General features: G+C 55.1%; 26 protein-coding genes. 16 read left to right on the forward strand and 10 right to left on the reverse strand.

All coding sequences use genetic code 11. From position 1 onward, the window contains the following. Positions 1-252 precede the first annotated feature (252 nt). A complete protein-coding gene (hutC, locus tag ACRQ84_RS02190; protein ID WP_064740674.1) occupies positions 253-1008 on the forward strand; it encodes a histidine utilization transcriptional repressor HutC in 756 nt (251 codons plus the stop codon). Here hutC and ACRQ84_RS02195 read toward each other — a convergent pair. Further along, positions 992-1531, reverse strand: a complete 540-nt coding sequence (locus ACRQ84_RS02195; RefSeq protein WP_483817071.1) for a HutD/Ves family protein — start codon at positions 1529-1531, stop codon at positions 992-994. The two genes, hutC and ACRQ84_RS02195, sit on opposite strands and share 17 nt — an antisense overlap. Continuing rightward, positions 1528-2883, reverse strand: a complete 1356-nt coding sequence (locus ACRQ84_RS02200; RefSeq protein ID WP_483817072.1) for a formimidoylglutamate deiminase — start codon at positions 2881-2883, stop codon at positions 1528-1530. Before ACRQ84_RS02200 ends, ACRQ84_RS02195 begins: the two co-directional genes overlap by 4 nt. 85 nt (positions 2884-2968) lie before the next feature. Here ACRQ84_RS02200 and hutI point away from each other — a divergent pair, with 85 nt between their 5' ends. From hutI to ACRQ84_RS02235, 7 genes are all read left to right on the forward strand, one after another. Further along, positions 2969-4186: an imidazolonepropionase gene (hutI, locus tag ACRQ84_RS02205; protein WP_483817073.1), complete on the forward strand. Its 1218-nt coding sequence runs from the start codon at positions 2969-2971 to the stop codon at positions 4184-4186. Next, the gene (gene hutG, locus ACRQ84_RS02210; RefSeq protein ID WP_483817074.1) at positions 4183-4974 is read left to right on the forward strand and encodes an N-formylglutamate deformylase; all 792 of its coding nucleotides are present in this window, start codon (positions 4183-4185) and stop codon (positions 4972-4974) included. Before hutI ends, hutG begins: the two co-directional genes overlap by 4 nt. A gap of 377 nt (positions 4975-5351) precedes the next feature. After that, the gene (locus ACRQ84_RS02215; protein WP_064740679.1) at positions 5352-6203 is read left to right on the forward strand and encodes a transporter substrate-binding domain-containing protein; all 852 of its coding nucleotides are present in this window, start codon (positions 5352-5354) and stop codon (positions 6201-6203) included. Between the two features lie 12 nt (positions 6204-6215). Next, positions 6216-6935, forward strand: a complete 720-nt coding sequence (locus ACRQ84_RS02220) for an ABC transporter permease (RefSeq protein WP_483817075.1) — start codon at positions 6216-6218, stop codon at positions 6933-6935. An 11-nt stretch (positions 6936-6946) separates the two neighbouring features. Further along, positions 6947-7675 (forward strand): ABC transporter permease, encoded by a 729-nt coding sequence (locus ACRQ84_RS02225; RefSeq protein ID WP_483817076.1) that lies wholly within the window; start codon positions 6947-6949, stop codon positions 7673-7675. Between the two features lies 1 nt (position 7676). Next, positions 7677-8471 carry an ABC transporter ATP-binding protein gene (locus ACRQ84_RS02230; RefSeq protein ID WP_064740682.1) on the forward strand — a complete coding sequence of 265 codons (795 nt, stop codon included), beginning with the start codon at positions 7677-7679 and terminating at the stop codon, positions 8469-8471. Further along, positions 8468-9949 carry an HAL/PAL/TAL family ammonia-lyase gene (locus ACRQ84_RS02235; protein WP_483817077.1) on the forward strand — a complete coding sequence of 494 codons (1482 nt, stop codon included), beginning with the start codon at positions 8468-8470 and terminating at the stop codon, positions 9947-9949. Before ACRQ84_RS02230 ends, ACRQ84_RS02235 begins: the two co-directional genes overlap by 4 nt. Before the next feature lie 83 nt (positions 9950-10032). Here ACRQ84_RS02235 and ACRQ84_RS02240 read toward each other — a convergent pair whose 3' ends face one another. Beyond that, complete coding sequence (locus ACRQ84_RS02240) at positions 10033-10668, reverse strand: flavin reductase family protein (RefSeq protein WP_064740684.1); 636 nt, start codon at positions 10666-10668, stop codon at positions 10033-10035. Positions 10669-10795: 127 nt separating this feature from the next. Here ACRQ84_RS02240 and rlmF point away from each other — a divergent pair, with 127 nt between their 5' ends. Beyond that, positions 10796-11722 carry a 23S rRNA (adenine(1618)-N(6))-methyltransferase RlmF gene (gene rlmF / locus ACRQ84_RS02245; protein WP_483817078.1) on the forward strand — a complete coding sequence of 309 codons (927 nt, stop codon included), beginning with the start codon at positions 10796-10798 and terminating at the stop codon, positions 11720-11722. Between the two features lie 2 nt (positions 11723-11724). Here rlmF and ybiO read toward each other — a convergent pair whose 3' ends face one another. The 6 genes from ybiO to rhtA all read right to left on the reverse strand — a co-directional run bounded on the left by ybiO (position 11725) and on the right by rhtA (position 18398). Further along, complete coding sequence (ybiO, locus tag ACRQ84_RS02250) at positions 11725-14001, reverse strand: mechanosensitive channel protein (protein WP_483817079.1); 2277 nt, start codon at positions 13999-14001, stop codon at positions 11725-11727. A 156-nt stretch (positions 14002-14157) separates the two neighbouring features. Further along, a complete protein-coding gene (glnQ, locus tag ACRQ84_RS02255; protein WP_483817080.1) occupies positions 14158-14880 on the reverse strand; it encodes a glutamine ABC transporter ATP-binding protein GlnQ in 723 nt (240 codons plus the stop codon). Continuing rightward, positions 14877-15536: a glutamine ABC transporter permease GlnP gene (gene glnP / locus ACRQ84_RS02260; protein WP_007887744.1), complete on the reverse strand. Its 660-nt coding sequence runs from the start codon at positions 15534-15536 to the stop codon at positions 14877-14879. Before glnP ends, glnQ begins: the two co-directional genes overlap by 4 nt. 83 nt (positions 15537-15619) lie before the next feature. Then, positions 15620-16366, reverse strand: coding sequence for a glutamine ABC transporter substrate-binding protein GlnH (glnH, locus tag ACRQ84_RS02265; protein WP_064740688.1), 747 nt, complete (start codon positions 16364-16366; stop codon positions 15620-15622). A gap of 322 nt (positions 16367-16688) precedes the next feature. After that, positions 16689-17192 carry a DNA starvation/stationary phase protection protein Dps gene (dps, locus tag ACRQ84_RS02270; protein WP_036620516.1) on the reverse strand — a complete coding sequence of 168 codons (504 nt, stop codon included), beginning with the start codon at positions 17190-17192 and terminating at the stop codon, positions 16689-16691. A gap of 297 nt (positions 17193-17489) precedes the next feature. Then, the gene (rhtA, locus tag ACRQ84_RS02275; protein ID WP_064740689.1) at positions 17490-18398 is read right to left on the reverse strand and encodes a threonine/homoserine exporter RhtA; all 909 of its coding nucleotides are present in this window, start codon (positions 18396-18398) and stop codon (positions 17490-17492) included. A 379-nt stretch (positions 18399-18777) separates the two neighbouring features. Between rhtA and ompX the strand changes: the two genes are divergently transcribed. Further along, a complete protein-coding gene (gene ompX / locus ACRQ84_RS02280; RefSeq protein ID WP_483817081.1) occupies positions 18778-19290 on the forward strand; it encodes an outer membrane protein OmpX in 513 nt (170 codons plus the stop codon). A 138-nt stretch (positions 19291-19428) separates the two neighbouring features. On the opposite strand, the gene ACRQ84_RS02285 is transcribed toward ompX, so the two are convergent. Continuing rightward, on the reverse strand, positions 19429-19623 hold the full coding sequence (locus ACRQ84_RS02285; protein WP_064740691.1) for a hypothetical protein: 195 nt from the start codon (positions 19621-19623) through the stop codon (positions 19429-19431). Between the two features lie 202 nt (positions 19624-19825). On the opposite strand from ACRQ84_RS02285, the gene mntR reads away from it, so the two are divergent. The 6 genes from mntR to ACRQ84_RS02315 all read left to right on the forward strand — a co-directional run bounded on the left by mntR (position 19826) and on the right by ACRQ84_RS02315 (position 26574). After that, complete coding sequence (mntR, locus tag ACRQ84_RS02290; RefSeq protein WP_008102536.1) at positions 19826-20284, forward strand: manganese-binding transcriptional regulator MntR; 459 nt, start codon at positions 19826-19828, stop codon at positions 20282-20284. A 20-nt stretch (positions 20285-20304) separates the two neighbouring features. Then, positions 20305-21414 (forward strand): SLC13 family permease, encoded by a 1110-nt coding sequence (locus ACRQ84_RS02295; RefSeq protein WP_483817082.1) that lies wholly within the window; start codon positions 20305-20307, stop codon positions 21412-21414. Between the two features lie 115 nt (positions 21415-21529). After that, the gene (locus tag ACRQ84_RS02300) at positions 21530-22660 is read left to right on the forward strand and encodes an HlyD family secretion protein (RefSeq protein ID WP_483817083.1); all 1131 of its coding nucleotides are present in this window, start codon (positions 21530-21532) and stop codon (positions 22658-22660) included. Further along, positions 22657-24225: a DHA2 family efflux MFS transporter permease subunit gene (locus ACRQ84_RS02305; RefSeq protein WP_483817084.1), complete on the forward strand. Its 1569-nt coding sequence runs from the start codon at positions 22657-22659 to the stop codon at positions 24223-24225. The genes ACRQ84_RS02300 and ACRQ84_RS02305 overlap by 4 nt, the downstream gene beginning before the upstream one ends. A 1-nt stretch (position 24226) precedes the next feature. Then, on the forward strand, positions 24227-25756 hold the full coding sequence (locus ACRQ84_RS02310; RefSeq protein ID WP_064740696.1) for an efflux transporter outer membrane subunit: 1530 nt from the start codon (positions 24227-24229) through the stop codon (positions 25754-25756). A 416-nt stretch (positions 25757-26172) separates the two neighbouring features. Beyond that, the gene (locus tag ACRQ84_RS02315) at positions 26173-26574 is read left to right on the forward strand and encodes an H-NS family histone-like protein (RefSeq protein WP_008102525.1); all 402 of its coding nucleotides are present in this window, start codon (positions 26173-26175) and stop codon (positions 26572-26574) included. Positions 26575-26734 lie beyond the last annotated feature (160 nt).

A 26734-nucleotide genomic window follows, 5' to 3' on the forward strand; every position in this document is an offset into this window, starting at 1 on the left:
GATTTGCCGTGAATTTTGTTGAGTGAAACATAAGTGTCTAATCTTGTCTATACAAGTAGCAAGCGCTATGCCAGATTGTTGTTGTTCTGTGAATTACGACGCAATGCGCGTTATGCGGTATAACCGCAGCGTCATTGCACCGGAGTAGGGCGCAAGCTGCACCAATGCTGAGCTGTCTGCACCATTAGATGTATATACATTTACGGACTGAGACAGTAAACTTTGGGCATTATTCTTCAAAAGGAACAGGAAATGGCGGAGCAAACAGCAGTAGCACAGCTGGCTGCGGCGATGGGTGATGAGCCTGCGCCGATTTACCAGCGGGTGAAGCAGGCGATCGTCAGCCAAATCCGCGAAGGTCACTGGAAAGCCAACCAGCGCGTGCCGTCTGAAAGTGAACTGGTGAACGAACTGGGCGTCAGTCGTATGACCATTAACCGCGCGCTGCGTGAACTCACCAGCGAAGGATTTCTGGTGCGCATGCAGGGCGTGGGCACCTTTGTGGCGGAGATGAAGGGCTATACCGCGATGCTGGAAGTCCACAACATCGCCGACGAGATTGCGCAGCGCGGTCATCGACACAGCTGCAAAATTTTATCGATTGGCCAGATGAAAGCCGATCCGGAACAGGCGGCGGTGCTGGGACTCTCCACCGGGCAAACGCTGTTCCACTCGCTGATTGTGCATTACGAAAACGACCTGCCGGTGCAGCTGGAAGATCGCTTAGTGAACCCGCTGATGGCGCCGGATTATCTTAGTCAGGATTACCATCAACTGACGCCGTACACTTATTTGATGCGCGTAGCGCCGCTGACGGCAGGTGAGCATATTGTTGAAGCGGTGTTGCCGGATCTGCGCCAGCGTAAGCATCTGGCGCTGGATGAACATGAGCCGTGCCTGCTGATTCGTCGTCAGACGTGGAGCGACAACAAGATTGTGACCTATGCGCGGCTGCTGTATCCGGGTTCACGCTATAAGTTGCTGGGGCGCTTTAGAGGACACGGCTAAGCACCACAAACAGCAATTTGGCATCCGGCGTTTGCGGCTCCAGCTGCATGTTTTCCTCCAGCCACCAGAGCCCCTGATCAACCGCCAGCGCTTCCCCGGCTGGCGTGTGCCATTCTCCTGCTATCACCCACGCCACGCCGTTTTCACTGCTGACCACTTCTTGCGCGATGCTTACCGCAGAGCGCCAGCTGTCGCGCCGCGTCATGATATTAAAATCCTGACAGCTGCCGCTGACGTGAGCGTTAATCGCCCATTCACCGGGAAACGCCCACGGCTGCAGCGGCGCTAAGCGTTGCTGGGCTTGTTCACTCTGCAGTAAAACGCTGTCGCCGTGCAGTAAGGTAATTACCCGGTCAATGCCGGGAAAGGGCGAAAACGGCCCGTCGGCGGAGATGGTGGCGATGCTGGCGCGCCAGGCAAATTGCGCTTCACCCGGCGGATAGCTGATGATTTCGCGCGTTTCGCCGCCGCCGTTGCGCCAGCGGCTGACGGGAAGCTGCTCATAGACAAAGCGCGTTCTCATTGCAACGCCCTCATCGCCACGGCAAAGCGCGTCGCGGCGTGCTCTTCTGCCACATGATGGCCTTCACTGATCACCTGTTTGCCCGCCACGAATACGTCACGAATCTGTTCGCGCTGCCCGCCAAACAGCCAGCGGTTTAACAATGAAGCGCTGTTGACGCTGCTGAGGAACGCGTCTTCAGCCAGCACCAGCCAGTCGCCACGTTTGCCAATCGCCAGTTCGCCCGCTGGCAAACCACATGCCTGCGCGCCGCCCTGTGCGGCTTGCTGCCACAGCAGATCGCCCACGGAAGGTTGATGGGGCAAGGTGATACGGTTACGGCGACGATCGCGCAGTCGCTGGCCGTACTCCAGCCAGCGCAGTTCTTCCAGTGCGCTGAGCGACACGTGGCTGTCGGAACCAATCCCCCAGCGGCCGCCGCGAGCAATATATTCCACCGCCGGGAAAATGCCGTCGCCGAGATTAGCTTCGGTGGTCGGACACAAGCCCGCCACCGCGCCGCTTGCTGCCATGCGCTGAATTTCGTCGTCATCAAGATGGGTGGCGTGAATCAGGCACCAACGCTGATCGACTTTAAAGCGATTGAGCAGCCAGGCCACCGGGCGTTCGCCGCTCCACGCCAGGCTATCGTTCACCTCTTTTTCCTGCTCGGCGACGTGAATATGCACCGGCACCTCCTGCGGGCAGGCGGCTAATACGTCGTTCATCTGCGCTTCATTCACCGCGCGCAGCGAATGGAAGCAGATGCCATGATTAAGCAGCGGCTTCTCCGCGCTCCAGCGCGCCACGCGCTGCTGCTGTTGCAGGTAGGCATCGGTTTGCTGAATGAAGCGGCGCTGGCCGTCGCTGGCCGGCTGCGAACCAAAACCGCTGAAGCTGTAGAGCACCGGCAACAAGGTTTGGCCAATGCCTGCGCGCTCCGCCGCTGCTATCAGTGCGAGCTGCATAGCGTCATCGGCGTAGGGTTTGCCGTGCGGATCGTGATGCAAATAGTGGAATTCCGCCACCTGGCTGTAGCCGCCTTTCAGCATGTCGATGTAGAGATACGTCGCAATATCACCGACCTGCTCGGGCGACAGGCGCTGCACCATGCGATACATCAGATCGCGCCATGTCCAGAAGCTGTCTTGCGGATCGCCTGCCACTTCGGCCAGTCCCGCCATCGCGCGCTGGAAGGCGTGCGAATGCAGATTAGCCATCGCCGGAATCACCGGCCCGGCAAGACGCGTGGCCGTGCCGGGCTCACTGTTGGGGGTGATCTCGGTGATGTGTCCGGTCGTGTTGGTGGCGATCAGCACGCGCTCATGCCAGCCGTCGGCCAACAGTGCGCGTGGGGCAAAATAGGTTGTCATGGTTGATCCTGCATGGCGGAAAGTTGTATATACATATACATACTTTGATGCGTAGTGTAAATCGCCGAACGTGAAGGGGAGTGGGATGGCAGAAACGAAGCAGATCGACAGCCTGTGGCTGGGGGCCGACATCGTTACGATGCGTGACGGACACTACAATCTGATTGCCGACGGCGCGCTGGCGGTCGATCAGGGGAAACTGATTTGGGTGGGGCCGCGCAGCGAATGCCCGGCGTTTACCGCGCGGGAACAGCACCAATTTTCCGGCGGCATCATCACCCCCGGTTTGGTGGATTGCCATACGCATCTGGTGTTTGGCGGCGATCGCAGCCAGGAGTTTGAGCAGCGTCTCAATGGCGTGAGCTATGCGGAGATTGCGGCGCAGGGCGGCGGCATTCTCTCCACGGTGCGCGCCACGCGTGCGGCAACCCAGCAAGAGCTGGTGGCAAGCGCGCGCTGGCGGCTGGATCGTCTGCTGGCGGAAGGCGTCACTTTGGTTGAGATCAAATCCGGTTACGGCCTTGATGAAGCTAGCGAGCTGACCATGCTGCGCGCCATTCGCGAGCTGGCGGAAACGGTGCCCGCCGATGTAAAGGCCACTTGCTTAGCCGCGCACGGTTTCCCACCGGAGTTTAAAGACAACCCGCAAGGCTGGATCGATATCATCTGCCAACGCCTGTTACCGCAGGTGAAAGCCGAAGGATTGGCGGATGCGGTGGATGCGTTCTGCGAGCATTTAGCCTTTTCACCGCAGCAGGTCAGCGCGGTCTTCGATGCCGCTCAAGCCTTAGATTTGCCAGTGAAACTGCACGCCGAGCAGCTTTCGGCGCTGGGCGGCGCGGCGCTGGCGGCGGGTTACGGCGCGCTCTCCGCCGATCATCTGGAATACGCGACGGAAGCGGACGCAAAAGCCATGGCGCAGCACGGCACCGTAGCGGTGTTGCTGCCGGGCGCGTTTTATCTGCTGCGCGAAACGCAACGTCCACCGGTGTCGCTGTTCCGTGAACACGGCGTGCCGATGGCGCTGGCCAGCGATGCCAATCCGGGCACCTCACCGGCGCTTTCGCTGCGTCTGATGCTCAATATGGGCTGTACGCTGTTTGGTTTAACGCCGGAAGAGGCATTAGCGGGCGTGACTTTGTGGGGCGCCAAAGCGCTGGGATTACAGCACTCGCACGGTTCGCTGGAAGCAGGCAAGGTAGCGAATTTTGTTCACTGGCCGCTGGCGCGTCCGGCAGAGCTGGTTTATTGGCTGGGCGGCGAATTGCCGTGCCAGATTATTTATCGTGGAGAAGCGCAATGACACCTTTTCATTTCACCGCCGGTAAGATTCCGCTGCTGGTCAGCATTCCCCACGCCGGCACGCAATTAACGCCGGAAGTGGACGCCGGCTTGGGCAACGCGGCGCGCGGCTTGCCGGATACCGACTGGCATTTACCGCTGCTGTACGATTTTGTACGCGATCTCGGTGCCAGCGTGTTGATTGGTCACTATTCACGTTTTGTCATCGACCTTAACCGTCCAGCGGATAATCAGCCGCTCTATACCACGGCGACCACCGGCTTATATCCCGAAACCTTGTTCGACGGCAGCCCAACCTTTGCAGCGGGTAAAACGCCGAGCGCCGAGGTGCGTCAGGGTTATCTGGACACGATCTGGCAACCGTATCACCAGCAGTTGCAGCAGGAACTGGCGCGGTTGAAAACGCAGCACGGTTACGCGCTGCTGTTTGATGCGCACTCGATCGCCTCGGTGATTCCCCGCCTGTTTGACGGACGTTTACCGGATCTCAACATTGGTACCAATGATGGCGCCAGTTGCTCAACGGCGGTGATCGACGCGATCAAACAGGTGTGTAATGCGCAAAATGATTACAGCTGGATCGCCAACGGACGTTTTAAAGGCGGTTACATCACTCGCGCGTACGGCCAGCCGGAGCAGGGTGTGCAGGCGGTGCAGCTAGAGCTGGCGCAGCTAAATTATATGGACGAAACGCCGCCGTTTGCCTGGCAGCAGGATCGCGCTGCGCAGCTGCAGAAGGTGCTGAAACCGCTGATGCAGGCGTTTATTGAAGCGGGTAAACCGGTTTAAACCCGCTCCCAACATCCGTAGGGTCGCCATTTATGGCGACCGATTTACCCGGTGCGTACATCCAGACGGTCGCCATGAATGGCGACCCTACGTGCACCATAGTGATGCACACCTCGCCTCCTTGTGGTGCGCTGTTTACGTTCATCGCGTGATTATCCCCTGATTTTACGGCTTTGCTGATTTGGCATAGCGCTTGCTAGGTTGTATGTACAAGTAAAGACCACGCAGCGATTATTCATTTTTATACTGGCTGGCTCACAAAAAGCTTATGCCGACAATGATCTGCCGCAGGCTAACTTGTATATACATGAAAGGTCATCTGTGAGTATTGCATGAGCAGAGACTGCCAAACTTGATTAATAGCCAGGAGAAGCCGCATGACGCACCGCGCCCCGATTCGCCGTTTTTGCCTCACGACCCTGTTTGCCAGCCTGATGATCAGCGGCGTTGCCGTACAGGCGAAAGAGTGGAAATCGATCACCATCGCTACCGAAGGCAGCTATGAACCCTGGAACCTGACGCTGCCAGGCGGCAAGTTAGGCGGCTTTGAACCCGAGCTGATGGACGATCTGTGCAAGCGCATGGGCATCCAGTGCAAGCTGGTGGTGCAGAACTGGGACGGCATGATCGCGGGCCTGAATGCCGGTAAGTACGACGTGATCATGGATGCGATTGTCATCACGCCGGACCGCAAAAAAGTGGTCAACTTCACCACGCCTTATGCCTCAACCCCGGCGACTTTCATCACCACCAAAGAGAGCCCGCTGCTGCCGGCCGATCACAACATCATCAAGCTGCATGACGATGAGAAAGAGATCAACGCGGCGATTGCCCCCCTGAAAGCGGCGCTGAAGGGCAAAACCATCGGTATCGCCTCCGGCACCGTGTACACCCCGTTTATCGATAAGTACTTCAAAGGCGATACCGAGGTACGTGAATACACCTCATCGGCGGATGCGATGCTCGACCTGCAGTCTGGCCGAATCGATGCGGTGTTCGATGACGTGACCTTTGCGCAATCGATGCTGGCGCGCAAAGAGAACAATAATCTGGTCTTCAGCGGCCCACAGCTCGGCGGCCCAATTTGGGGCGAGGGCGAAGCGATGGGCGTGCGCATGGCGGATAACGATCTAAAAGCCAAGCTGGATGAGGCGATCCACGCCGCGTTGGCTGACGGCACGGTGAAAAAACTCAGTGAGAAATGGTTTAAAACTGACGTAACCCCGTAAGTGAGGTGAAAGATGATGAGCCTGCTGAGTTTTGGTGCTGATGGTTGGGGCCGCATGATCCTGAGCGCGGCCTGCACCACGCTGCTGCTGTCGCTGGTGGCGCTGATGATTGGAGCGGTGGTTGGTTCTGGTGTGGCGGCCGCCAAGTTATCGCCTCAACGCTGGCTGCGCTGGTTAGGTGAAAGCTATTCGGTGGTGTTTCGCGGCATCCCGGAACTGCTGGTGATCTACCTGTTCTATTTTGGTGGATCCGGCCTGATTACGCTGGTTGGGCAGATGTTCGGCGCGGATGGCTTTATCGAAGCGCCGCCGTTCCTGATTGGTGCGCTGGCAATCGGGCTCATTTCTGGTTCGTATCAGGGCGAAGTGTATCGCGCGGCGCGTCTGGCGCTGGCTAAAGGCGAAGTGGAAGCCGCAGTGGCGATTGGTATGCCGCGCTGGCGCATTGCCCAACGTATTCTGCTGCCGCAGGTGGTGCGTTACGCGCTGCCGGGTATGTCGAACGTGTGGCAGATGAGCCTGAAGGATTCGGCGCTGGTATCGGTCACCGGCATTGTCGAGTTGATGCGCGCCAGCCAGGTTGCGGCCGGATCCACGCGCGATTACTTCACTTTCTATCTGGTTGGCGGCGCCTGCTATCTGGTGCTGACGCTGGTGTCTAATCATGCGTTTCGTCGGGCGGAGTCGCGCCTCGGTCGTGCGTGGCAAAGTCGCACTGCGGCACAGCATTAAGGAGCAGCAGCATGATCGACTTCGCTTTTCTCTCTGATACCTTTCTCAAGCTGAGCGCCGCGCTGCCGGTGACGCTCGGGCTGTTTATCAGCGCCTTTCTTTGCGGCGGCGTGCTGGCGATGGGTATTTTGTCATTGCGCATGAGCCGCTGGCGGGTGCTGAGCGGTTTCGCGCGCGGTTATATTCTGGTGTTTCGCGGTTCGCCGCTGATGATCCAACTGTTCCTCATCTATTACGGCCTGGGGCAGTTTGGCGTGATCCGCCACAGCTTCGTCTGGCCGTTCCTGCGTGAGCCGTTTATCTGCGCGGTGCTGGCGCTGTCACTGTGTACCGCGGCCTATACCGCCGAGATTCTGCGCGGCGCGCTGCTCGCCGTGCCAGCCGGACAAGTGGAAGCCGGTCTCGCCTGCGGCATGTCGCGCTGGCTGCTGCTGCGCCGCATTATCGCGCCGATCATGCTGCGCTATGCGCTGCCGGCGTACTCCACCGAAGCGATTTTGCTGGTGAAATCCACCGCGCTTGCCAGTCTGGTGACCGTTTGGGACGTCACCGGCGTGGCGCAGCAGATCATTCAGCGTACTTATCGCACCATGGAAGTCTTTGTCTGCGCGGCGGCGATCTACCTGATCCTCAACTTTATTATCGTCCAGCTGTACGCGCTGTTAGAGCGCCGTCTGAGTGTGCAACATCGTGTCGCAAAAAAGCCGTTGCCCGCCGTTAAACCGCTTGCCGGAGAGTAATATGCATTCCACATCACCCGTAACCTTATCCGCCACCGATATCCATAAATCCTTTGGCGCGATGGAAGTGCTCAAAGGCATTTCGCTGCAGGCACACCAAGGCGATGTCATCTCGATTCTTGGTGCCAGCGGCTCGGGCAAAAGTACCTTGCTACGCTGCATCAACCTGCTGGAAACGCCGGATGCCGGTGTCGTTAGCGTCGGCGGCGAAACCATTGAGATGAAGCGCCATGCGCGTGGCCATCAACTGGCGGCCAATCCAAAACAGATTGAGCGCTTGCGTTCGCGCCTTGGCATGGTGTTCCAGAGCTTCAATCTGTGGTCGCACATGACGGTGCTGCAAAACGTCATTGAAGGCCCGCACTATGTGCTGAAGCGCGACAAAAAAAGCTGCATCGCTCAGGCGGAGCAACTGCTGGATCGCGTGGGCTTACTGAATCGCAAAGATTTCTACCCAGCGCAACTTTCGGGCGGTCAGCAACAGCGCGTAGCGATTGCCCGCGCGCTGGCGATGGATCCAGAAGTGATGCTGTTCGATGAACCAACCTCGGCACTCGATCCGGAACTGGTGGGCGAAGTGTTGAAAGTGATGCGCAGCCTGGCAGAAGAGGGGCGCACCATGCTGGTGGTGACGCACGAAATGGGCTTTGCACGTAACGTCTCTAACCGCGTGGTATTTATGCATCAGGGCACCATTGATTGCCAGGGCGCGCCGGAAGAGATGTTTGGCGTACAGGGATCGCAGCGCTTTAAGCAGTTTATTTCCAGCCATCACGGTGCGGAGCAGCCAGCATGACCGTGGTGTGGGGCGATAGCCCATTAACCTGGCAAGAGCTGGTACAGGTGGCGCGGCACGACGCGGAACTCAGTTTGAGCGTCAGCGCCTGGCAGCGCATTGCGCAAGGGCGCACCATTGTCGATGAGATTGTGGCCAGCGGCCAGATCGCATACGGCATCAATACTGGCCTGGGCGCGCTGTGCAACATCACGCTGCCGGAAGAGCAGCTCAGCCAGCTGTCGCGCAATACGCTGCTGAGTCACGCCTGTGGCGTGGGTCCGCTGCTGACGCGTGAACAGGCGCGCGCCATTCTGTGTGCGGCAATTGCCAATTACAGCCACGGTAAATCGGGTGTGTCGGTGGCGCTGGTGCAGCATCTGCTGGCGCTGCTCAATCAGCAGATTACGCCGCAGGTGCCGTCGCAGGGTTCGGTGGGCTACCTCAGCCATATGGCACATATCGGGTTGGCGCTGATGGGTGTCGGCGACGTTGAGTATCAAAACCAGATTATGCCCGCTGCGCAGGCGTTAACGCTGGCGGGTTTGCAACCCTATCGTCCGGGCGCCAAAGAGGGGTTGAGCCTGGTCAACGGTACGCCGTGCATGACCGGTTTATCCTGCCTGGCGCTGGATGATGCGGCGCGTTTGCTGGATTGGGCGGATGTCACCGGCGCGATGAGTTTTGAGGCGCTGCGCGGACAGCTGGTGGCCTTTGATGCCGAAGTGATGGCGCTGAAAGCCAGTCCGGGCATGCAGATGAGCGGCCAACGCTTACGTGAACTGCTCGGCGACAGTCCGCTGCTGGCGGCAAGCATTGGCATTCGTACTCAGGATGCGCTCAGCCTGCGCTCAATGCCGCAGGTGCACGGGGCCAGCCGCGATCAGTTCGATCACGCGGCGCGCCAAATTGAGACCGAACTGAATGCCTGCACGGACAATCCGCTGGTGCTCGGCACGCCGGATAACTGGCGCGTGGTGTCGCAGGCTAACCCGCACGGCGAATCGGTGGCGATGGCGGCGGATCTGCTAGCGATTGCCATGGCGGAAGTCGGCAGCATCGCCGAGCGGCGGCTTGATCGTTTAGTTAATCCCTTGGTGAGCGGTTTACCGGCGTTTCTGGTGGCGCAACCGGGCGTCAACTCCGGCATGATGATCGCGCAGTATGTGGCGGCGTCACTGTGTGCGGAGAATCGCCAACTGGCACAACCGGCGGTGCTGGATAATTATGTCACGTCCGGTTTGCAAGAGGATCATCTCAGCCTTGGCACCGGCGCGGCGCTCAAGCTGCTCAAGCTGGTGGGTAACGTGTGGCAGATTCTGGCGATTGAGTATTTGCTGGCGGCGCAGGCGCTGGATTTCCACGGCGAACAGCAACTGGCGCAAGGCACGGCGCAGGCACTACGTCGCCTGCGCGTGGTGGTGGCCAACTGGCAGGAAGATCGCTGGCTGGCACCGGAGATCGCCCGCGCGGTTGAGGTGTTGAAAAGTGGGTTGTAGCGTGAATTTACGCGGTCGCCATGAATGGCGACCCTACAAACCGCATTGGCCCAGCGTAGGGTCGCCATTTATGGCGACCAGGCTTACGAAGATCGTCTCGCATCCGGGCGCACCAAATCAAAGCGCAGTTCTTCGCTGATGCCGTAATAAGCCGAGGGGCCACCGGCGCGCAGGATCGGCTGTGCTTTGGCGGTTTGGTAAATGCCATTCTCCAGCAAGGCTTCATCAATATGGATGGCGACGGCTTCGCCCAGCACCAGCCAGCTATCAATCGGGTTGCCTTGGGCATCCTGCAGTTGAATCAGCTGCGTCAACTTACACTCAAAGTTCACCGGGCTTTCCGCCACCATGCTGACATTGACGTGTGAGGCAGCAAGCGGCGTTAATCCCGCCAGCGCAAATTCATCTTGTTCAGATGCCACCGAAGCGGAGCTCTCATTCATCGCCTCGGCCAGCGGGCGCGTCGCCAGATTCCAGACAAACTCTTTGGTCTCCGAGATATTCTGCACGCTGTCTTTCCAGCCGCTGCTGGCGAAGCCGATAATTGGCGGGTGGTAGTTAAAGCAGTTAAAGAAACTGTAAGGCGCTAAATTGCGTACGCCGCTGGCGCTTTGCGAGCTGACCCAACCAATGGGGCGTGGACCGACGATGGCATTCAGCGGATCGTGCGGCAAACCGTGTCCAGCGCGTGGCTGATAAGAGTAACGTTGACGTGTCATAACTATCCTTAAAGGGGAAACTGAGTTTACTGCACTAATCTCATCTAATACGGTGAATTCGATTAAGCGCATTGTGCGATGCCGCGAGCCAGAGTATCTTACGCCCGCGCTATTTTCCGGAGAAACTATGAACAAGCCAGCCGCCGCGTCACCTTTCCATCCGCGTAACCGCCACCAAGGCCGTTATGATTTTGCTGCTCTGACCGCAGCCCATCCGCCGCTGGCGGTGAAAGTGCGTCCCAACGGCTACGGCGAGTTGTCGGTGGATTTCGCCGATCCCGAAGCCGTGATGCTGCTGAATCAGGCGCTGCTGAAGCTGTTCTATAATCTCAACTGGCAACTGCCGAAAGGCTACCTTACGCCGCCGGTGCCGGGGCGTGCTGATTATGTGCATGCGCTGGCCGATCTGCTGGCGAGTGACAACGGCGGTGTGATTCCGCGCGATTTGGATGTGATGGATATCGGCTGCGGCGCGAACTGCATTTATCCGCTGATTGGCAACGCCGAATATGGCTGGCGCTTCACCGGTACCGATATCACCGCCGAAGCGATTACCGCTGCGGGTCAGATCGTGGCGAGTAATCCGGGCTTGCAGCGCGGTGTTCGTCTGCGCCGTCAAAAGGATGCGTCGGCCATTTTTGCGGGCGTGGTGCACAAAAATGAGCGCTATCACGCCGTGCTGTGTAATCCGCCGTTCCACTCTTCCGCGCAAGAGGCCGCCACTGTGGGTCAGCGCAAAACGCGTAACCTCGGCTTAGGTAAAAACGCACCGCTCAATTTTGGTGGGCATCACAGCGAGCTATGGTGTGATGGCGGTGAGCGCAAGTTCGTCGGGCAGATGATCGCTGAAAGCGTGGCGCAAGCAGACCATATTGGCTGGTTCACTTCGCTGGTGTCGCGTAAAGAGAATCTACCCGCGCTGCGTGACCAGCTGCGCGATCTCGATGCCTATGAAGTCCGTATCATCGAAATGGCGCAGGGGCAGAAGCAGAGCCGCTTTATCGCCTGGACGTTCCAGCCGCCAGCGACACGCGCTAAACGACTGAAACGCTAGCCTCATTGTGCCGGTGGCAACGCCGGCAAGGTTGCCGCAGAGGTGATATCGCTGCCGGTCTGCATGACTTCCACCGTTTGATGCGGCGCTTTAATGCCGGCCGCATCAAAATGCTTCTTCACCTTATCATCCAGCGCAAAACGCACCGTCCACTGCTTGAGCGGCTGCGTGGTGAATGACACGCGCACGGTAAAGGATTGGTTGGTTAATCCGACTAATCCGGCAAAGCTCGGCTCGCCAATGACCATGCCACGAATATCCGGGTTCTCCAGCAGATCTTTTACCGCAGCTTGCAGCGTTTGGTTCACGCGTTCGCTATCTTCACTGCGATCCACATCATAGTTCGCCACGAACGAGCCAATGCCGCGCACAAAGTTGGCGAATGTGGTGATCGATGACCACGGAATAATGTGATACGCGCCGGTATCCTGACGCACGCCCACCGAGCGGATCGACATACGTTCCACCGTGCCGGTGATTGGGCCAATCGTCACCAGATCGCCAGTGTTCATGCCGTTTTCAAACTGAATAAAGATGCCGGTGATGATGTCCTTCACCAGCGTTTGCGAACCGAACGACACCGCCAGACCGAGCGCACCGGCACCGGCCAGCAGCGGCGCAATATTCACACCCACTTCCGACAGTAAAATCATGATGGTGATGGTGCTGATCACCACCGCCAGCGCGTTACGGAACAGCGTCAACAGCGTGCGGGTACGCGCACTCGGCATTGGACGGCCGTGTGAATCCGAGGCAAGACGGCTTTCGATCAGGCTCGCCAGCAGCGTCCAGCCCACCGCCGACAGCAGCACAATCATCACGATACGAATCAGCACATCGACCATTTTTTGGCCGGTACCGAGCGTGAGCCAGTGCCAGAGATCAAACAGATTCCACGCGTTGAGCAGCAGCAACAGCGTGGCAAATACGGTAACCACGCGCGCCAGTTTCAGCAGCGCTTTCACCCAATCATTGACGCGTTTTTGCAGCTCGGGATAGTTGCGGCGCATATCGGGCGACAGCGTGACGGTTTTGCTGATCCAGCGCGTCAGCATGCCGGAAATCAGCGCAGCGATAACCACGATGGCCAGGCTGCGCACCGTGGCGGACATCATAAACTTCAGGCTGTCACCGGGATTGAAGATGGAGAACAGGAACAGCGCGATAAAATAGGCGCTGGCCAGCCAGTGCCAGACCATGCCGAAGGCGCGGATAAACAGGGCAAAGAAGCTCATGCTGCGATCGGCGAGACGCGACAGTTCTTGATGGATATTGCTTTTGTTGCGGAAAATCAGCCACAGCGCCCAGCCGGTCATGATCCCCATAATCAGCATGTTGACCAGCGCGGCCACCTGAATATTGACCTGATTGGAGACAATCGGTACCACCACCAGTAAACCGTAACCGATGATGCCGCTTAGCCAGCTCAGACGCGTGTTCCAGTAACTGGCGCGCGCATCTGATAAGTGGAAGAAGCGCAGTGCCGGGAAATGCGGGCAGAAAATCAGGCGCAGAACCGCTTTGAAGAATTCAATCAGTGCGAAGGCGTTGAGGAAAAGCCCTTGCTGATAGGCAATGGTGCGGTTGCCGTCGTGATAGTTGTCGCTGATGATTTGACCGACAAACAGCGTTAATGCCAGCAGCACAATATCGAGAACGAAGGCCATCATGATGGTGGCGGGCAAGTGCAACCACTTGGTGCGTTCAAGGTTTTGATGGCGCCCCCAGCGGCCCATACGTCGCCAGACCGGCCACATCAGGCGCCGTGTTAGCCAGTACAAAGCAAACACCGCGGCGGCGAGGGCGGCAAAGTATTTCAGCGCGTTGAGGAAGGTTTGCTGGTTAAAAGACTTGTGTGGCGCATTGGTGATGTTGTCATGCAGCTGGACAAACTGCGCGGCCACCGCGCCGCCATATTGGCGCGTTACGCTGGTGACGCTCTCCAGCACGGTGGGATCGTCCTGAGTGGCCTGCGGCGGCGCGAGCACCGGGTGTTCATCGGTGGATTTGCTGTTAGCGGCCTGGCGCAGTTGATCGATCAGCTCCTGGCGTGAGGTGTTGTTATCCAGAATATTGGCCAGCGCGGCATACGCGGCTTTTTTCTCTTCTACGCTGGGTTCACCTTCGGCTGGTGTCTCAGCGGCGGGCTTTTGCGACTGCTGTGCCGCAACGGCCGCCTGCGGCAGATTAACGGCCTGCGCCGGGGCGATGACAAACAGAGTGAACAAACTGAAAAGTAACCACAGGGTGGAACGACCGGGTGGGCTGGCAGACAACATCGCTTTCTCCTTGAACGGCACAAGAGAGAAGTATAGTCAGTGATGGAAGGTACAGATTCTGAAAGGAAAATTGATTTGTGTGTGGGGCGGTGGGGAAGAAGGTCGTCATCAATGACGACCTTACATAATCGGTCGCCAACCACGGCGACCAAGCTATCAGGATACGTGCTGCAGGAACTCGCGCAGACGATCGCTTGGCGGGTTAGTGATCAAATCGTCCGGGTTACCATCTTCCGCGATGGTGCCTTTGTCGATAAAGATCAGACGTGAAGCGACTTTCTGGGCGAAACCGACTTCGTGCGTCACGATGACCATCGTCATGCCTTCTTCCGCCAGATCTTGCATCACTTTCAACACTTCGTGACGCAACTCAGGATCGAGGGCTGAGGTGGGCTCATCAAACAGCATCATCTTTGGTTTCACCGCCAGCGCACGCGCAATGGCTACGCGCTGTTGCTGACCACCAGAAAGCTCCGACGGGAAGTGATGCGCACGTTCGGCAAGGCCGACCTTGCCCAGCAGTTCGCGCGCCAGTTTATGCGCTTCTTCTTTCTTCGCACCACGCACGCGAATCGGGCCAAAGGCGACGTTATCCAGCGCGCTCATCTGTGGGAACAGATGGAACTGCTGGAACACCATGCCCGCTTCCTGACGAATCAGGCGCTCATCCACTTTCGGATCATTGACCTTCATACCATCGACAATCAGATCGCCGGTGGTGATCTCTTCCAGCTTGTTAATGCAGCGCAGCAGCGTAGATTTACCGGAACCGGATGGCCCGATAATCACCACCACTTCGCCCTGGTTAATCTTCAGGTTGATGTTGTGCAGAACCTGAGTCTGGCCGAAATTCTTCGAGACGTTTTTAAATTCAATCACAGAATTTTCATCCTTTTCTCAATACGGCGCAGCACAAAGCTCAACACCAACGTAATAACCAAATAGATGATGGCAACGGCGCTCCAGATTTCCAGCGCACGGAAGTTGCCGGCGATAATCTCCTGACCCTGACGCGTCAGTTCGGCCACGCCAATCACGATAAACAGCGAGGTATCTTTGATGCTGACAATCCATTGGTTACCCAGCGGTGGCAGCATACGGCGCAGTGCCAGCGGCATGATCACGTAACGCAGGGTTTCGCGGCGCGACAGGCCCAGCGCCAGACCTGCTTCACGGAAGCCTTTGTTGATCGACAGCACCGCACCGCGCGTGATTTCTGCGATGTAGGCACCGGAGTTGATCATGATGGTGACCACTGCGGCGCTAAATGGATCGATACGCAGATCCGGGAAGGCCATTGGCAGGGCGAAGTAAATAAACATCACCTGCACCACGATTGGCGTACCGCGAATCAGTTCGATGAAAACTAAGGCGATGTTGTTGGTGATCCAGCCGCCGTAGGCGCGGGCAAAACCGGCAACCAGGCCGATAATTAAACCGCCGACCAGGCCGAGGACCGAGATCAGCAGGGTCATTTTGGCACCTTCGATTAAAATCGGCAGGGCAGGCCAAATGACGCTCCAGTCAAACTCCATGGTGTGACTCCAAATCTGTTGCGTGGAAATGTAAAAAGCAGGGAGTGTTATGCTCCCTGCTGCAAAATCGGCTGAGGCCGGAATTATTTTGGTTCAGTACCGAACCATTTTTTATAGATGGTGTTGTATGTGCCGTTGTCGCGCAGGGTTTTCAGTGCGCCGTTCACTTTTTCACGCAGATCGTCGCTGCCTTTCGGGAACGCGATGCCATACTGCTGCGCTTCAATCGACTCGCCAACCGCTTTAAAGCGGCCTTTACCGGCAGTGTTAATGAAGTACAGGATGTTAGGGGTATCATGCAGCACGGCATCAGCACGTTGGGTGCCTAACTCCATGTACGCGTTGTCGATGTTAGGGAACTGACGCAGGTCTTTCGATTTGATGTGGGCTTTCGCGTAATCAACCGAACCGGTGCCGCTTTTCACTGCGACCACTTTACCGTTCAGATCGTCGATACTCTTCACATCTTTTTCATTCTCGCGCACCATCACCAGCAAACCGCTTTTGTAGTAGCCGTCAGAGAACTCGATGGCTTTTTTACGTTCTTCGGTAATGGTGATACCCGCCAGCGCCAGGTCAATGTTTTTGGTTTGCAGGGCGGGAATGATGCCGCTGAAATCCATTGGCTTGAAGGCGTAATCGAGTTTCAGTTCTTTCGCGATGGCATCCCACAGATCGATATCAAAACCGACGTATTTATCGCCTTGTTTGAACTCGAAGGGAACGAATGCAGTGTCGGTTGCGACGATCAGTTTTTTGTCTGCTGCGGTGGAGGAAAGCGAGAAGGCCAGCGCCAGCGCGGCCACGGAGACTTTAATCAATGACTTCATCATTTTTTTCCTTATTACCCTTCAGGCCTGATGGCCCGATGTACGGCCTATCATATGAAAAAATTATGCCAACTTTTCATTTTGATCGAAATCAGTAGTTTTAAGCACTTGCTGACACGATTTTGCGCAGACGAAAAGTTTTGCACCTTATTGGTGCTTCATTTTGGTGCGTAGTGCTGTTGTGGTGCAGGCACAGTGTGCACCAAGGGCGGGGAGAGCGAAAGAAGGGATTAAGGAATTGTTAACAACGTCAAAAAAAGCACCATAATGTTACAGGCGTAAAAAAAGGCGGGATAACCCGCCTTCGTTATTACACTGAAATTTATTCGATATTTGATTCGATAAACCACAGGAATTTATCCAGATCGCGCGATGCGGCTGTGAAAATATCCGCGGTGTCTTCATCGCTTACTTCTGTGATAGCTTTACGGGTATCATTCGCCACAATCGCATAACGATCGGCCAGCGCTTTCAGATGATCCTGCACGCTATGAATGTTTAGCGGATAGCTTTTCAAGGGTGTTTTGTCGTTCACGATCTGAGTGGTACCCAGCGCCACACCGCCCAGCTGAACCACACGTTCAGCGATAGTGTCCTGGTGATCGGTAATGGCGGTACGGAAACCATCCAGCATCTCATGTACGCCAATAAAGTTGGCGCCACGCATGTTCCAGTGCGCCTGCTTGGTGATCAGCGACAGGTCAATAAACTCCACTACCAGACGGTTGAGCACCTCGATGGTCGCTTTTTTATCGCTATCAGCGACGTCATTACGGGTGTAAATCAGATCAGACGATTTAGTTTTAACCAGTTTTGCGGTACTCATCATTAATGTCCTCTTATTGATGGTTGTCCTAATCAAGCACGGAAATAAGTATAGCAGCAGTTTTTTAATTTGCAGGCTTGATTAAGTCAATGGCAGGGATAGATAAATCTTAATATTGCTCATGGATTGTGCTTTTTTATTTTTAGTTGTTTAAAAACATAGGCTTGATGCTTGTGTTAATTATTTATTAATCGTGTTGCAAAATAATAACAGAGAATGCTTCAAAATCTCGGTGAAAGTGATAATGAGAATGCTTAAATATTTAGCCTGCCGTCAAGCAGGCTGAAATAAGCCTATTTATTGCGGGTTGGCAATATCCACTTCGCTTATTTTGGCGCTTTTTTGTTTCATGGTTAGCGTCGAGCCTGCCGAGGCGATGATGATCGCCAGTAACGCCAGCCATTGCTTCAGCGTTAACAACTCACCGAGGAACAGCATGCCTGAAAGCGCGGCCATCGCCGGTTCCAGACTCATTAAAGTGCCAAAAATGCGCGCCGGCAGACGCGTCAGCGCCATCATCTCAAGAGAATAAGGAATGGCGCTGGAAAGCAGGGCGATCAGCAGCGCCAGCGGCAGCACATCCCAATGCCAGATTCCCGGTGCGGCAAATATCAGGCCGAGCGGCACAAAAATGACCGAGGCAATCAGCGAGCCCATCGCGACGGTTGCCGGACCATGTTCGGCGCCAGCACGTTGCCCCGCAAGAATATAGACCGCCCAGCAAGCGCCGGCTCCCACCGCCAGCAGCGCACCAAGTGGATCGATATGACTCATCCCTTCACCGATCGGCAACAGGAACCACAAACCGATCACCGCCAGCAGCACCCATATAAAATCGAGTGGGCGGCGCGCGCCAATCAAGGCCAGCGTTAGCGGTCCCAGAAATTCTAAGCCCACCGCCACACCAAGTGGCACAGTACGAATGGCTAAATAAAAGAGATAATTCATGCAGCCAAGCGCTAAGCCATACATCAGCAACGGTTTGCGCTGCTCACGCGTGAAACGCAAACGCCAGGGTTTAAAAATGATGCAGAGGATCAGGGTGCCAAGACCAAGACGTAGCGCGGTAATGCCCGGTGCGCCAACGGTAGAAAACAGCGATTTCGCCAGTGAAGCGCCGCCCTGCAGTGAGAGCATCGCAATCAGTAATACGGCAATAGGGAACAACACCGGGGCCATATTTTTGGTCGTTAGAGGCGCAGACATCCTGTAATCCATTCCTTTTATTTATTAACAGCAGAGTAACAAGCGCTCAGTGTAAAGGAATCTGCAGCAAATAAGGAGGCGCGATGCGGGGAAATAAAACGCGCTGACCGGTCAGAATTTAGCCATTTTTAGTGCCATTTCCGTAAAGAAACGTCAGGTTAGTTTAGGAATTTACTTAAAGGCATTTTTTGTGATCGGAAATTTTGTTGCAGGAATATGATGGTTTTTATAAGTAAAATGAATGACATAGGAAACTTCATTAACTTTCTGTTACACCAAACAATCTGTTAGACAACAAAATGCGGGCAGAGTTTCTTGCTGTTTTTTGTTATATTTATAGCGTTGTCAGGAGAGAAGTATATTCACATTTGAGGTGGTTATGAAAAAAATTGCATGTCTTTCAGCATTGGCTTGTGTACTTGCAGTTTCTGCAGGTTCTGCCATGGCACAAAGCACCGTTACCGGTGGTTACGCTCAGAGCGATTATCAAGGCGTTGCTAACAAAGCAAACGGCTTCAACCTGAAATATCGTTACGAAGATGGTTCTAACCCACTGGGTTGGATCGGTTCTTTCACCTACACCGAGAAAGATCGTACTGATGCTGGCGCTTATAACAAAGCTCAGTACTACGGCATCACCGGTGGTCCAGCTTACCGTCTGAACGACTGGGCAAGCATCTACGGTGTTGTAGGTGTGGGCTACGGTAAATTCCAGCAGAACGACACCTCTGTACGTTCTAAGTCTGATACCAGCGACTACGGTTTCTCTTATGGTGCGGGCATGCAGTTCAACCCAATCGAGAACGTCGCACTGGACGTAGGTTACGAGCAGAGCCGTATCCGCAACGTCGACGTTGGCACCTGGATTGCTGGCGTAGGTTACAGCTTCTAAGTTCTTGCTTAGACCAGTTGCACAATGAACGGCCCTTCGGGGCCGTTTTTTTATGGGTGCAATAAGCGATTTACCCACGTTTATAAACACAAAGCCCGCTACATGAGCGGGCTTTGCTGAAAAGAATGAGTGGGAACGTTAGCCGCGCCAGATCAGTTTTGGGCACGGACGTTCAACCAGCTGTTTGCCGGTGAGCTTTTCAATCAGCATCAAACGCAGCGCAAATGGCGAGCGGGTAAACAGGCACAGCAGCGATTTCAGCTCAAAAGCCGGTTTGCTCTGTTCAGCCTGGAAACATTTGCCACAGTCGAGGCAGTTTTTCATGGTAGTCATGTTCACCTCCCGAGTGAATGACGACATTTTCTTTGTAGCCTTTGTAAGCTATTCGCTTACATTATCAACAAAGATAGCATTGGCTATACTCTTTAGCCAACACTATTTAGGAAAAATTTGTGCTTATTTGAGCCTGGTTTACAATGGGCGCAGCCAGCCCGCACCGTAGGTAAAGTGCGGCAGATAATAAAGAGGAAGTTGAATGAGTCGTCGTGCAAAAATTGCCACCAACATGCCCCAGGGCCCGCTAAAAGAGATCGAGGAGCATGTCGAAGGATTTCGTCAGGTGCGCGAGGCGCATCGTCGTGAGCTGATCGATGACTATGTAGAATTAATCTCTGATTTGATTCGCGAATTTGGCGAAGCGCGTCAGGTGGATATGGCCGCACGTCTGGGCGTTTCCCAGCCCACCGTGGCGAAAATGCTGAAGCGTCTTGGCACCACCGGCTTAGTCGAGCAAGTGCCATATCGCGGCGTGTTCCTGACCGCTGAGGGTGAGAAGCTGGCTGAAGCGAGCCGCGTTCGTCATCATATTGTTGAAACCTTCCTGTTGGCGCTGGGCGTAAGCCCGGAAACCGCACGCCGAGATTCAGAAGGCCTTGAACATCACGTCAGTGATGAAACGTTGGCCGTCTTCCAGAAATTTTACGAGAGTCGTTAACCACAAGGCCTTTCGCCATCATGCCCAATCTGCTTCGTTCCTTAATGCGCGATCGTATTTTGCATTTGTTGTTGTTATTGGGTGTGATCATGTTGCCGCTGGCGAATTTCCGCTGGTCGCAACTGCCGACTGCCGTTGACTGGCATACCATCATGACGCTCACCGGCCTATTGATGTTAACCAAAGGGCTGGAAAACAGCGGCTATTTTGATGTGCTCGGCGCGCGCCTGATCCAACGCTTCCAGCACGAACGCGCGCTGGCGTTGTTCATGGTTTGCGCCGCCGCGTTACTCTCTACTTTTCTCACTAACGATATCGCACTGTTTATTCTGGTGCCACTGACGTTGACGCTGCGCAAATTCTCGCGCCTGCCTATTTCCCGTCTGATCATTTTCGAAGCGCTGGCGGTAAACGCCGGCTCGTTATTAACGCCGGTTGGCAACCCGCAAAACATTCTGCTGTGGAGTCACGGTACGCTCAGCGTGCCCGGCTTTATTGCGCAGATGGCGCCATTGGCGGCATTTTTGATGCTGACGCTGATGGCGCTCACTTGGTGGAGTTTCCCGGCACGCACAATTCAAAAGCATGAGCAAGGTGAAGCCCTGGCGTGGCGCAAGTCTTTGTTCGTCGTCAGCGTGGTGTTGTATATAGTGTTTATCGTCGCGCTGGAGCTTAAAATGACCGGCTGGGCGCTGCTGCTGGTAGCGGCCTGTTTCCTGATCATGGCGCGCAGCGTGTTGATCAGCATTGACTGGAGTTTGCTGCTGGTGTTCGTGGCGATGTTTATCGATGTCTTCCTGTTAATGCATTTATCCTGGCTGCAGCCGCATTTTGCCGCCATTGGTCAGCTCGGTGAAGGCGGCCTCTACCTGCTGGCGATCGGCTTCTCGCAAATTATCAGTAACGTTCCCGCCACCATTCTGCTTTTGCAGAAAGTGCCACCCTCCGACGTGTTAGCGTGGGCGGTGAATATCGGTGGATTTGGCTTACTACCAGGATCGCTCGCCAATCTCATTGCCTTACGTATGGCGCAGGATGCGCGGGTTTGGTGGCGCTTCCATCTGTTTTCTATCCCGATGCTTGCCTGGTCGATGGCGGGCGGATGGCTGCTGTTGCACCTATTGCGCTAGCCGAGTGCCAATGTCGGCTTGTGTAAAGTTGCATTGGCATTTGTCAATTTCCCATCTAAGGTTATGTTGACCGTTTTTGCCCGGGAATCGGGACAACTGCCTACGATGAAAAATTATGAGTGAAAACCAGAACCAACCGTCTGAACGCGATCAGCAAGATCCGCAAAACACCTCTAACACCCATCAAGATAACAACGAACCAGAACGTAAACGTCCCGGAAAGAAGCCGCTGATTTTTCTCGCCATTGTTGTGGTGATTATGATCGTGGTGGGATTATGGTTCTGGCTGACGACCCGCAACATTGAAAGCACTGACGATGCCTTTACCGAAGGCAATGCGGTCACCATCGCGCCGAAAGCGGCCGGTTATGTGGTGAAGTTGCTAGTGAGAGATAACCAGCGCGTGAAGCAGGGCGATTTGCTGGTGGAGATCGACGCGCGTGATAGCGAAGCGCAGCGCGATCAGGCAAAAGCCCAGCTTGGTCTGGCACAAGCGCAGTTGCATCAGGCGCAGGCGCAGTTAGCCTTGTCCCGTGTGCAATATCCGGCGCAGCGCGATCAAGCCCTCGCCGATCAAGCCAAAGCGCAAGCGAATTTGCTCAATGCGCAGGCCGATTATCGTCGTCAACGCGGCGTTGATCCGCGTGCAACTTCACAACGCAATATTGATACGGCCGCCGCGCAGCTGCGTTCAGCAGAAGCGCAACTGCAAAGTGCTAAGGCGCAGGTCGAAGTGGCTTCACAGGTGAAGCTACAAATTCGTCAGCAGGAAACCAATGTGGAAGCGCGCGAGCAGCAGGTTGAGCAGGCACAAGCGCAGCTCAATACCGCTGAATTGAATCTCTCTTATACCCAGGTTCGCGCGCCTTACGATGGCTTTGTCACCAAGCGTAATGTGCAGTTGGGCACGCTGGTGCAGGCCGGCAGCGCACTGTTCTCACTGGTTTCGCCTGAAATCTGGATTAACGCCAACTTCAAAGAGTCGCAGCTGGCGCGAATGAAGCCGGGCGATAAAGTCGACATTAGCGTAGATGCCTGGCCGGATATGAAACTGGAAGGGCATGTGGATAGCGTACAGATGGGTTCAGGCTCGCGCTTCTCCACTTTCCCGGCGGAAAATGCCACCGGCAACTACGTGAAAATCGTGCAGCGCGTGCCGGTGAAAATCGTCATCGATAAGGGATTAGATGCCAATCATCCGCTGCCGCTGGGCTTGTCGGTTGAACCGAAGGTGACAGTGGAATGAGTGCGAGCGAAAGCTGGCGTCCGGCCAGCAATCCGTGGCTGGTCGCCATAACGGTTACGTTGGCGGTGTTTATGGAGATTCTCGACACCACCATCGTCAACGTTGCGCTGCCGCATATTGCCGGTTCGCTCTCCTCCAGCTATGACGAATCGACTTGGGTGTTAACCTCTTATCTGGTGGCAAACGGCATTGTGTTGCCGATCTCGGCGTTCTTTAGCCGACTGTTTGGCCGCAAGCAGTTCTTCCTGATCTGCATCGTGATGTTCACCATCTGCTCCTTCCTGTGCGGCATTGCCACCGAGCTGTGGCAAATTATCTTATTCCGCATCCTGCAGGGCTTTTTTGGCGGTGGTTTGCAGCCGGTACAACAATCGGTGCTGCTTGATTACTTCAAAGCAGAAGATCGCGGCAAAGCTTTTGGCCTGTCGTCGATTGCCATCATCGTTGCACCCGTCATCGGTCCCACGCTCGGCGGCTGGATCACCGATAACTACAGCTGGCGCTGGGTGTTCTTCATTAACATTCCGGTCGGCATATTAACCGTGATGGCCATTTATCAGCTGCTGGAAGATCCGCCGTGGGAGCGTAAGTGGGATAAAGGTCGCCTGAAGATCGATTACATCGGGATCAGCCTGATCACCTTAGGGCTCGGCTGTTTGCAGGTGTTTCTCGATCGCGGTGAAGATGAAGATTGGTTCGCCTCACACTTTATTCGGCTGTTCGCCATGCTGGCGGTAATCGGCATTATTGGGGCCATTTATTGGCTGCTGTATGCGCGTAAGCCGGTAGTCGATCTCACCGTAATGAAAGATCGCAACTTCTGGGTGGCGGGCTTGCTGATGGCGGGCATGGCGATGATTCTGTACGGCAGTTCGGTGGTGCTTCCCCAACTGGCGCAACAGGATCTTGGCTACACCGCAACCTGGTCGGGGCTGGTGCTGTCGCCCGGCGCGATATTGATCGTGTTGACGATACCCATCGTGCTGAAGCTGATGCCGATAGTGCAGACGCGCTACATCATCGCCTTCGGCTTCACCTGTCTTGCCAGCGCGTTCTTCTATTCCACCACGCTGACGCCCAATGTCGATTTCACCACGCTGGTGATGATGCGTAGTGCGCAGTCGATCGGCCTCGGCTTCTTGTTTGTGCCGCTGACGACGATTGCGTTTATCACCGTGCCGCAGCGATTAAATGCCGATGCGTCGGCGCTGTTCACCATGTTCCGCAACGTCGCCGGCTCGATCGGTATTTCGCTGTCGACGGCGGGGATTACCGAACGCATGCAGACGCGATCGGCCACCATGGTGCACAACATGTCGCCGCTCAATGAGCCTTACAATCTCACGCTGCAACACTGGGCTGACTCGATCCGCAATTTCACCACCGCTGTGGGCGATCCGCTGGTGCTGGCGAGTGGGCAGCTCTATCAGGAGATGATCGCGCAGGCGCGCATTCTGGCGTACATCGACGTATTTATGGGCCTGAGTATCGTGGCTCTGCTATTGATTCCATTTTGTTGGTTGCTTTCGCCGATTAAGAGCGAAGGCGGTGCAGGAGCACATTAAAATGAACAAGTTTTCGCGCTCTACGCCGTCACTGACGTTGCTGGCGCTGTCCCTGTTGCTGGCCGGATGCGCCGTAGGACCTGATTATCAGCCACCGCAGGCGCATACGCCGGGCGGTTATCACGATCTGCCTTCACAACAGGCTTCGAAGCCACTGGCGGCGGCGACCCATCCGCTATGGTGGAAAAGCTTTAACGATCCGCAGCTCGATAGCCTGATTGAGCGCGCCATTGCCGGTAATTTAACGCTGCAACAATCGGTGCTGCGCATCGCCGGTGCGCGTGAGCAACTGGCGCAGGCGCGCGGCGGGTTGTTCCCGTCGCTTAACGGCTCGGCGAAAGTCACCCGTCAGCAGTTGGGTTTAAAAGGCTTGCTGAAATCCAACGGTGTTTATGATCAAGTCGATAGCGATGTTGCTAATCAGCTGAACGGTTTAGACCATTCTGTGACTTTATATCAGGGCAGCTTTGACGCCAGCTGGGAGTTGGATCTGTGGGGCAAAGTGCGTCGCCAGATGGAAGCCGCTGATGCGCAGCAGCAGGCGGCGATTGAGCAGCGCAACGATGCGTTGGTGTCGTTGGAAGCCGAAGTGGCACGCGCCTATTTGCAATTGCGTGGTTCACAGGCGGTGCTGGCCACCTTGCAGCAGCAAATTGACGTCGCGCAGCAAACCTGGGAATTGACGCAAAGCCAGCAGAAAAACGGCTTAGCGCCCACGACGGATGTGGAAAATGCACGCGCACAATTGGCATCGTTGAATGCGCAGTTACCGCAATATCAGGCGCAGCAACTTCAGGCAATGAACGGTTTGGCGGTGCTGCTGGGTAAAACGCCTGGCGCGCTGGATAACGAACTGATGAATAAAAAACCGCTGCCCGATTTGCCAAAATTGGTGCCGGTCGGCATTCCGTCCACGCTGGCGCGCCGACGCCCGGATATTCGTCAGGCCGAAGCCACGCTGCATGCACAAACCGCCAATATTGGCGTGTCAGTGGCCGATCTCTTTCCCAGCCTGTCGCTCACTGGCCAGCTTGGCGTGCGAAATACCGATGCCAGCTATCTGGATGACTGGAGCAGCCACTTCTTTAGCGTGGGTCCGTCGCTGTCGATTCCTATTTTTCAGGGCGGACGTTTAGTCTCAAGCGTAAAATTGGCGCGCGCTCAGCAAGCCAGCGCGGCACTCGATTATCGTCAAACAGTATTAACTGCATTACAGGATGTGGAGAACGCGCTGGTAAGTTATCGTGCCGATCAGCAGCAGGTTATCGCTTTGGATGAGACCACCGGCGCATTACAACGCGCATTTGATTTGGCCAGCGACAGTTATCGTCAGGGTATTTCCACCTTCCTGGATGTATTAGATGCGCAGCGACAATTGGCGCAAGCCAAAGCACAATCGACGCAGGCGCGCATGCAAAGTGCGCTTGATTTAGTGGCGTTATATAAAGCGCTTGGCGGTGGCTGGGAACCCTATCAAAATGTCAACCTACCAGACTATTCTGTGTTTGGTCCCGCAACGGAAGTGCATTAATTTTACTTAGCAGCCGGTTAATCACCGGCTTTTTTATCGGCACGATAAGAAAAAATGAGATTCTTCTCTCATCCTCAGCAATATAATAATCCCCTATGAAAAGAGGTTTTCCGTTACACCATTAATCCTTTCTTACCTTTATGCTCACTAATGCTGCGCCGCTCAATAGCCGCTAAATGATTGTTTAATCCTTGGTAATATTGGTTTGAAATCGATTCCAGTTCCAGCATTAGGAACAGGCGAGGGTTGTTAATTCAGGGTTAATTAAAGCGGTTATCCCAGTTTTAAACCACAACGTAAGAAATATGTAAGCAACTTCAGATTAATCCAGGCAATAAAATTAATTTATTTTTTTATTTGAATTAGGTAATCTTGCCACTACAGTTTATTTAACCCCCTTAAGCAAGGACATTGTGATGAGTGACGCATTTAAAGTTCTGAACAACATTCGCACATTACGTGCGCAGGCTCGTGAACTGCCATTGACCGATCTGGAAGAAATTCTGGAAAAATTAACTGTTGTTGTGACTGAACGTCGTGACGAAGTAAACGCTGAAGAAGCGCAGAACCGCGAAAAAGAAGAGAAGCTGTCTAAATATCGCGAAATGCTGCTGGCTGACGGTATTGACCCGAACGAATTACTGGGTGCTCTGGAAGTTGGTAAAAAACGCGCTAAGCGTGCACCACGTCCAGCAAAATATTCTTATACCGACGAAAACGGTGAAGTAAAATCATGGACCGGTCAGGGCCGTACGCCAGCTGCGATTAAAAAAGCACTGGATTCAGGTAAAAGCCTCGACACTTTCCTGATCAAATAATCCGCACAATCCTTGTAAGTGGGAGCCGGGGGCAAATGCCCCCGGCTTTTTTGTTGTTTTTATTTCTGTATGAGCAACAACACCTTTAGCCTATTGCAACGTCTGCCTCTGGCGCAGAGGTGGCGTCCGGGTGCCCGCTTCTGGCATAATGCCCGCTGTT

Origin of the sequence: Pantoea sp. E2023-21, from assembly GCF_051302795.1 — a bacterium.
Taxonomy (GTDB): domain Bacteria; phylum Pseudomonadota; class Gammaproteobacteria; order Enterobacterales; family Enterobacteriaceae; genus Pantoea; species Pantoea ludwigii_A.

What these genes read in the sequence shown, in the direction of transcription:
- hutC (WP_064740674.1), top strand. Translation starts at nt 253, where the DNA reads ATGGCGGAGCAAACAGCAGTAGCACAGCTGGCTGCGGCGATGGGTGAT.
- ACRQ84_RS02195 (WP_483817071.1), bottom strand. Translation starts at nt 1,531, where the DNA reads ATGAGAACGCGCTTTGTCTATGAGCAGCTTCCCGTCAGCCGCTGGCGC.
- ACRQ84_RS02200 (WP_483817072.1), bottom strand. Translation starts at nt 2,883, where the DNA reads ATGACAACCTATTTTGCCCCACGCGCACTGTTGGCCGACGGCTGGCAT.
- hutI (WP_483817073.1), top strand. Translation starts at nt 2,969, where the DNA reads ATGGCAGAAACGAAGCAGATCGACAGCCTGTGGCTGGGGGCCGACATC.
- hutG (WP_483817074.1), top strand. Translation starts at nt 4,183, where the DNA reads ATGACACCTTTTCATTTCACCGCCGGTAAGATTCCGCTGCTGGTCAGC.
- ACRQ84_RS02215 (WP_064740679.1), top strand. Translation starts at nt 5,352, where the DNA reads ATGACGCACCGCGCCCCGATTCGCCGTTTTTGCCTCACGACCCTGTTT.
- ACRQ84_RS02220 (WP_483817075.1), top strand. Translation starts at nt 6,216, where the DNA reads ATGATGAGCCTGCTGAGTTTTGGTGCTGATGGTTGGGGCCGCATGATC.
- ACRQ84_RS02225 (WP_483817076.1), top strand. Translation starts at nt 6,947, where the DNA reads ATGATCGACTTCGCTTTTCTCTCTGATACCTTTCTCAAGCTGAGCGCC.
- ACRQ84_RS02230 (WP_064740682.1), top strand. Translation starts at nt 7,677, where the DNA reads ATGCATTCCACATCACCCGTAACCTTATCCGCCACCGATATCCATAAA.
- ACRQ84_RS02235 (WP_483817077.1), top strand. Translation starts at nt 8,468, where the DNA reads ATGACCGTGGTGTGGGGCGATAGCCCATTAACCTGGCAAGAGCTGGTA.
- ACRQ84_RS02240 (WP_064740684.1), bottom strand. Translation starts at nt 10,668, where the DNA reads ATGACACGTCAACGTTACTCTTATCAGCCACGCGCTGGACACGGTTTG.
- rlmF (WP_483817078.1), top strand. Translation starts at nt 10,796, where the DNA reads ATGAACAAGCCAGCCGCCGCGTCACCTTTCCATCCGCGTAACCGCCAC.
- ybiO (WP_483817079.1), bottom strand. Translation starts at nt 14,001, where the DNA reads ATGTTGTCTGCCAGCCCACCCGGTCGTTCCACCCTGTGGTTACTTTTC.
- glnP (WP_007887744.1), bottom strand. Translation starts at nt 15,536, where the DNA reads ATGGAGTTTGACTGGAGCGTCATTTGGCCTGCCCTGCCGATTTTAATC.
- glnH (WP_064740688.1), bottom strand. Translation starts at nt 16,366, where the DNA reads ATGAAGTCATTGATTAAAGTCTCCGTGGCCGCGCTGGCGCTGGCCTTC.
- dps (WP_036620516.1), bottom strand. Translation starts at nt 17,192, where the DNA reads ATGAGTACCGCAAAACTGGTTAAAACTAAATCGTCTGATCTGATTTAC.
- rhtA (WP_064740689.1), bottom strand. Translation starts at nt 18,398, where the DNA reads ATGTCTGCGCCTCTAACGACCAAAAATATGGCCCCGGTGTTGTTCCCT.
- ompX (WP_483817081.1), top strand. Translation starts at nt 18,778, where the DNA reads ATGAAAAAAATTGCATGTCTTTCAGCATTGGCTTGTGTACTTGCAGTT.
- ACRQ84_RS02285 (WP_064740691.1), bottom strand. Translation starts at nt 19,623, where the DNA reads ATGACTACCATGAAAAACTGCCTCGACTGTGGCAAATGTTTCCAGGCT.
- mntR (WP_008102536.1), top strand. Translation starts at nt 19,826, where the DNA reads ATGAGTCGTCGTGCAAAAATTGCCACCAACATGCCCCAGGGCCCGCTA.
- ACRQ84_RS02295 (WP_483817082.1), top strand. Translation starts at nt 20,305, where the DNA reads ATGCCCAATCTGCTTCGTTCCTTAATGCGCGATCGTATTTTGCATTTG.
- ACRQ84_RS02300 (WP_483817083.1), top strand. Translation starts at nt 21,530, where the DNA reads ATGAGTGAAAACCAGAACCAACCGTCTGAACGCGATCAGCAAGATCCG.
- ACRQ84_RS02305 (WP_483817084.1), top strand. Translation starts at nt 22,657, where the DNA reads ATGAGTGCGAGCGAAAGCTGGCGTCCGGCCAGCAATCCGTGGCTGGTC.
- ACRQ84_RS02310 (WP_064740696.1), top strand. Translation starts at nt 24,227, where the DNA reads ATGAACAAGTTTTCGCGCTCTACGCCGTCACTGACGTTGCTGGCGCTG.
- ACRQ84_RS02315 (WP_008102525.1), top strand. Translation starts at nt 26,173, where the DNA reads ATGAGTGACGCATTTAAAGTTCTGAACAACATTCGCACATTACGTGCG.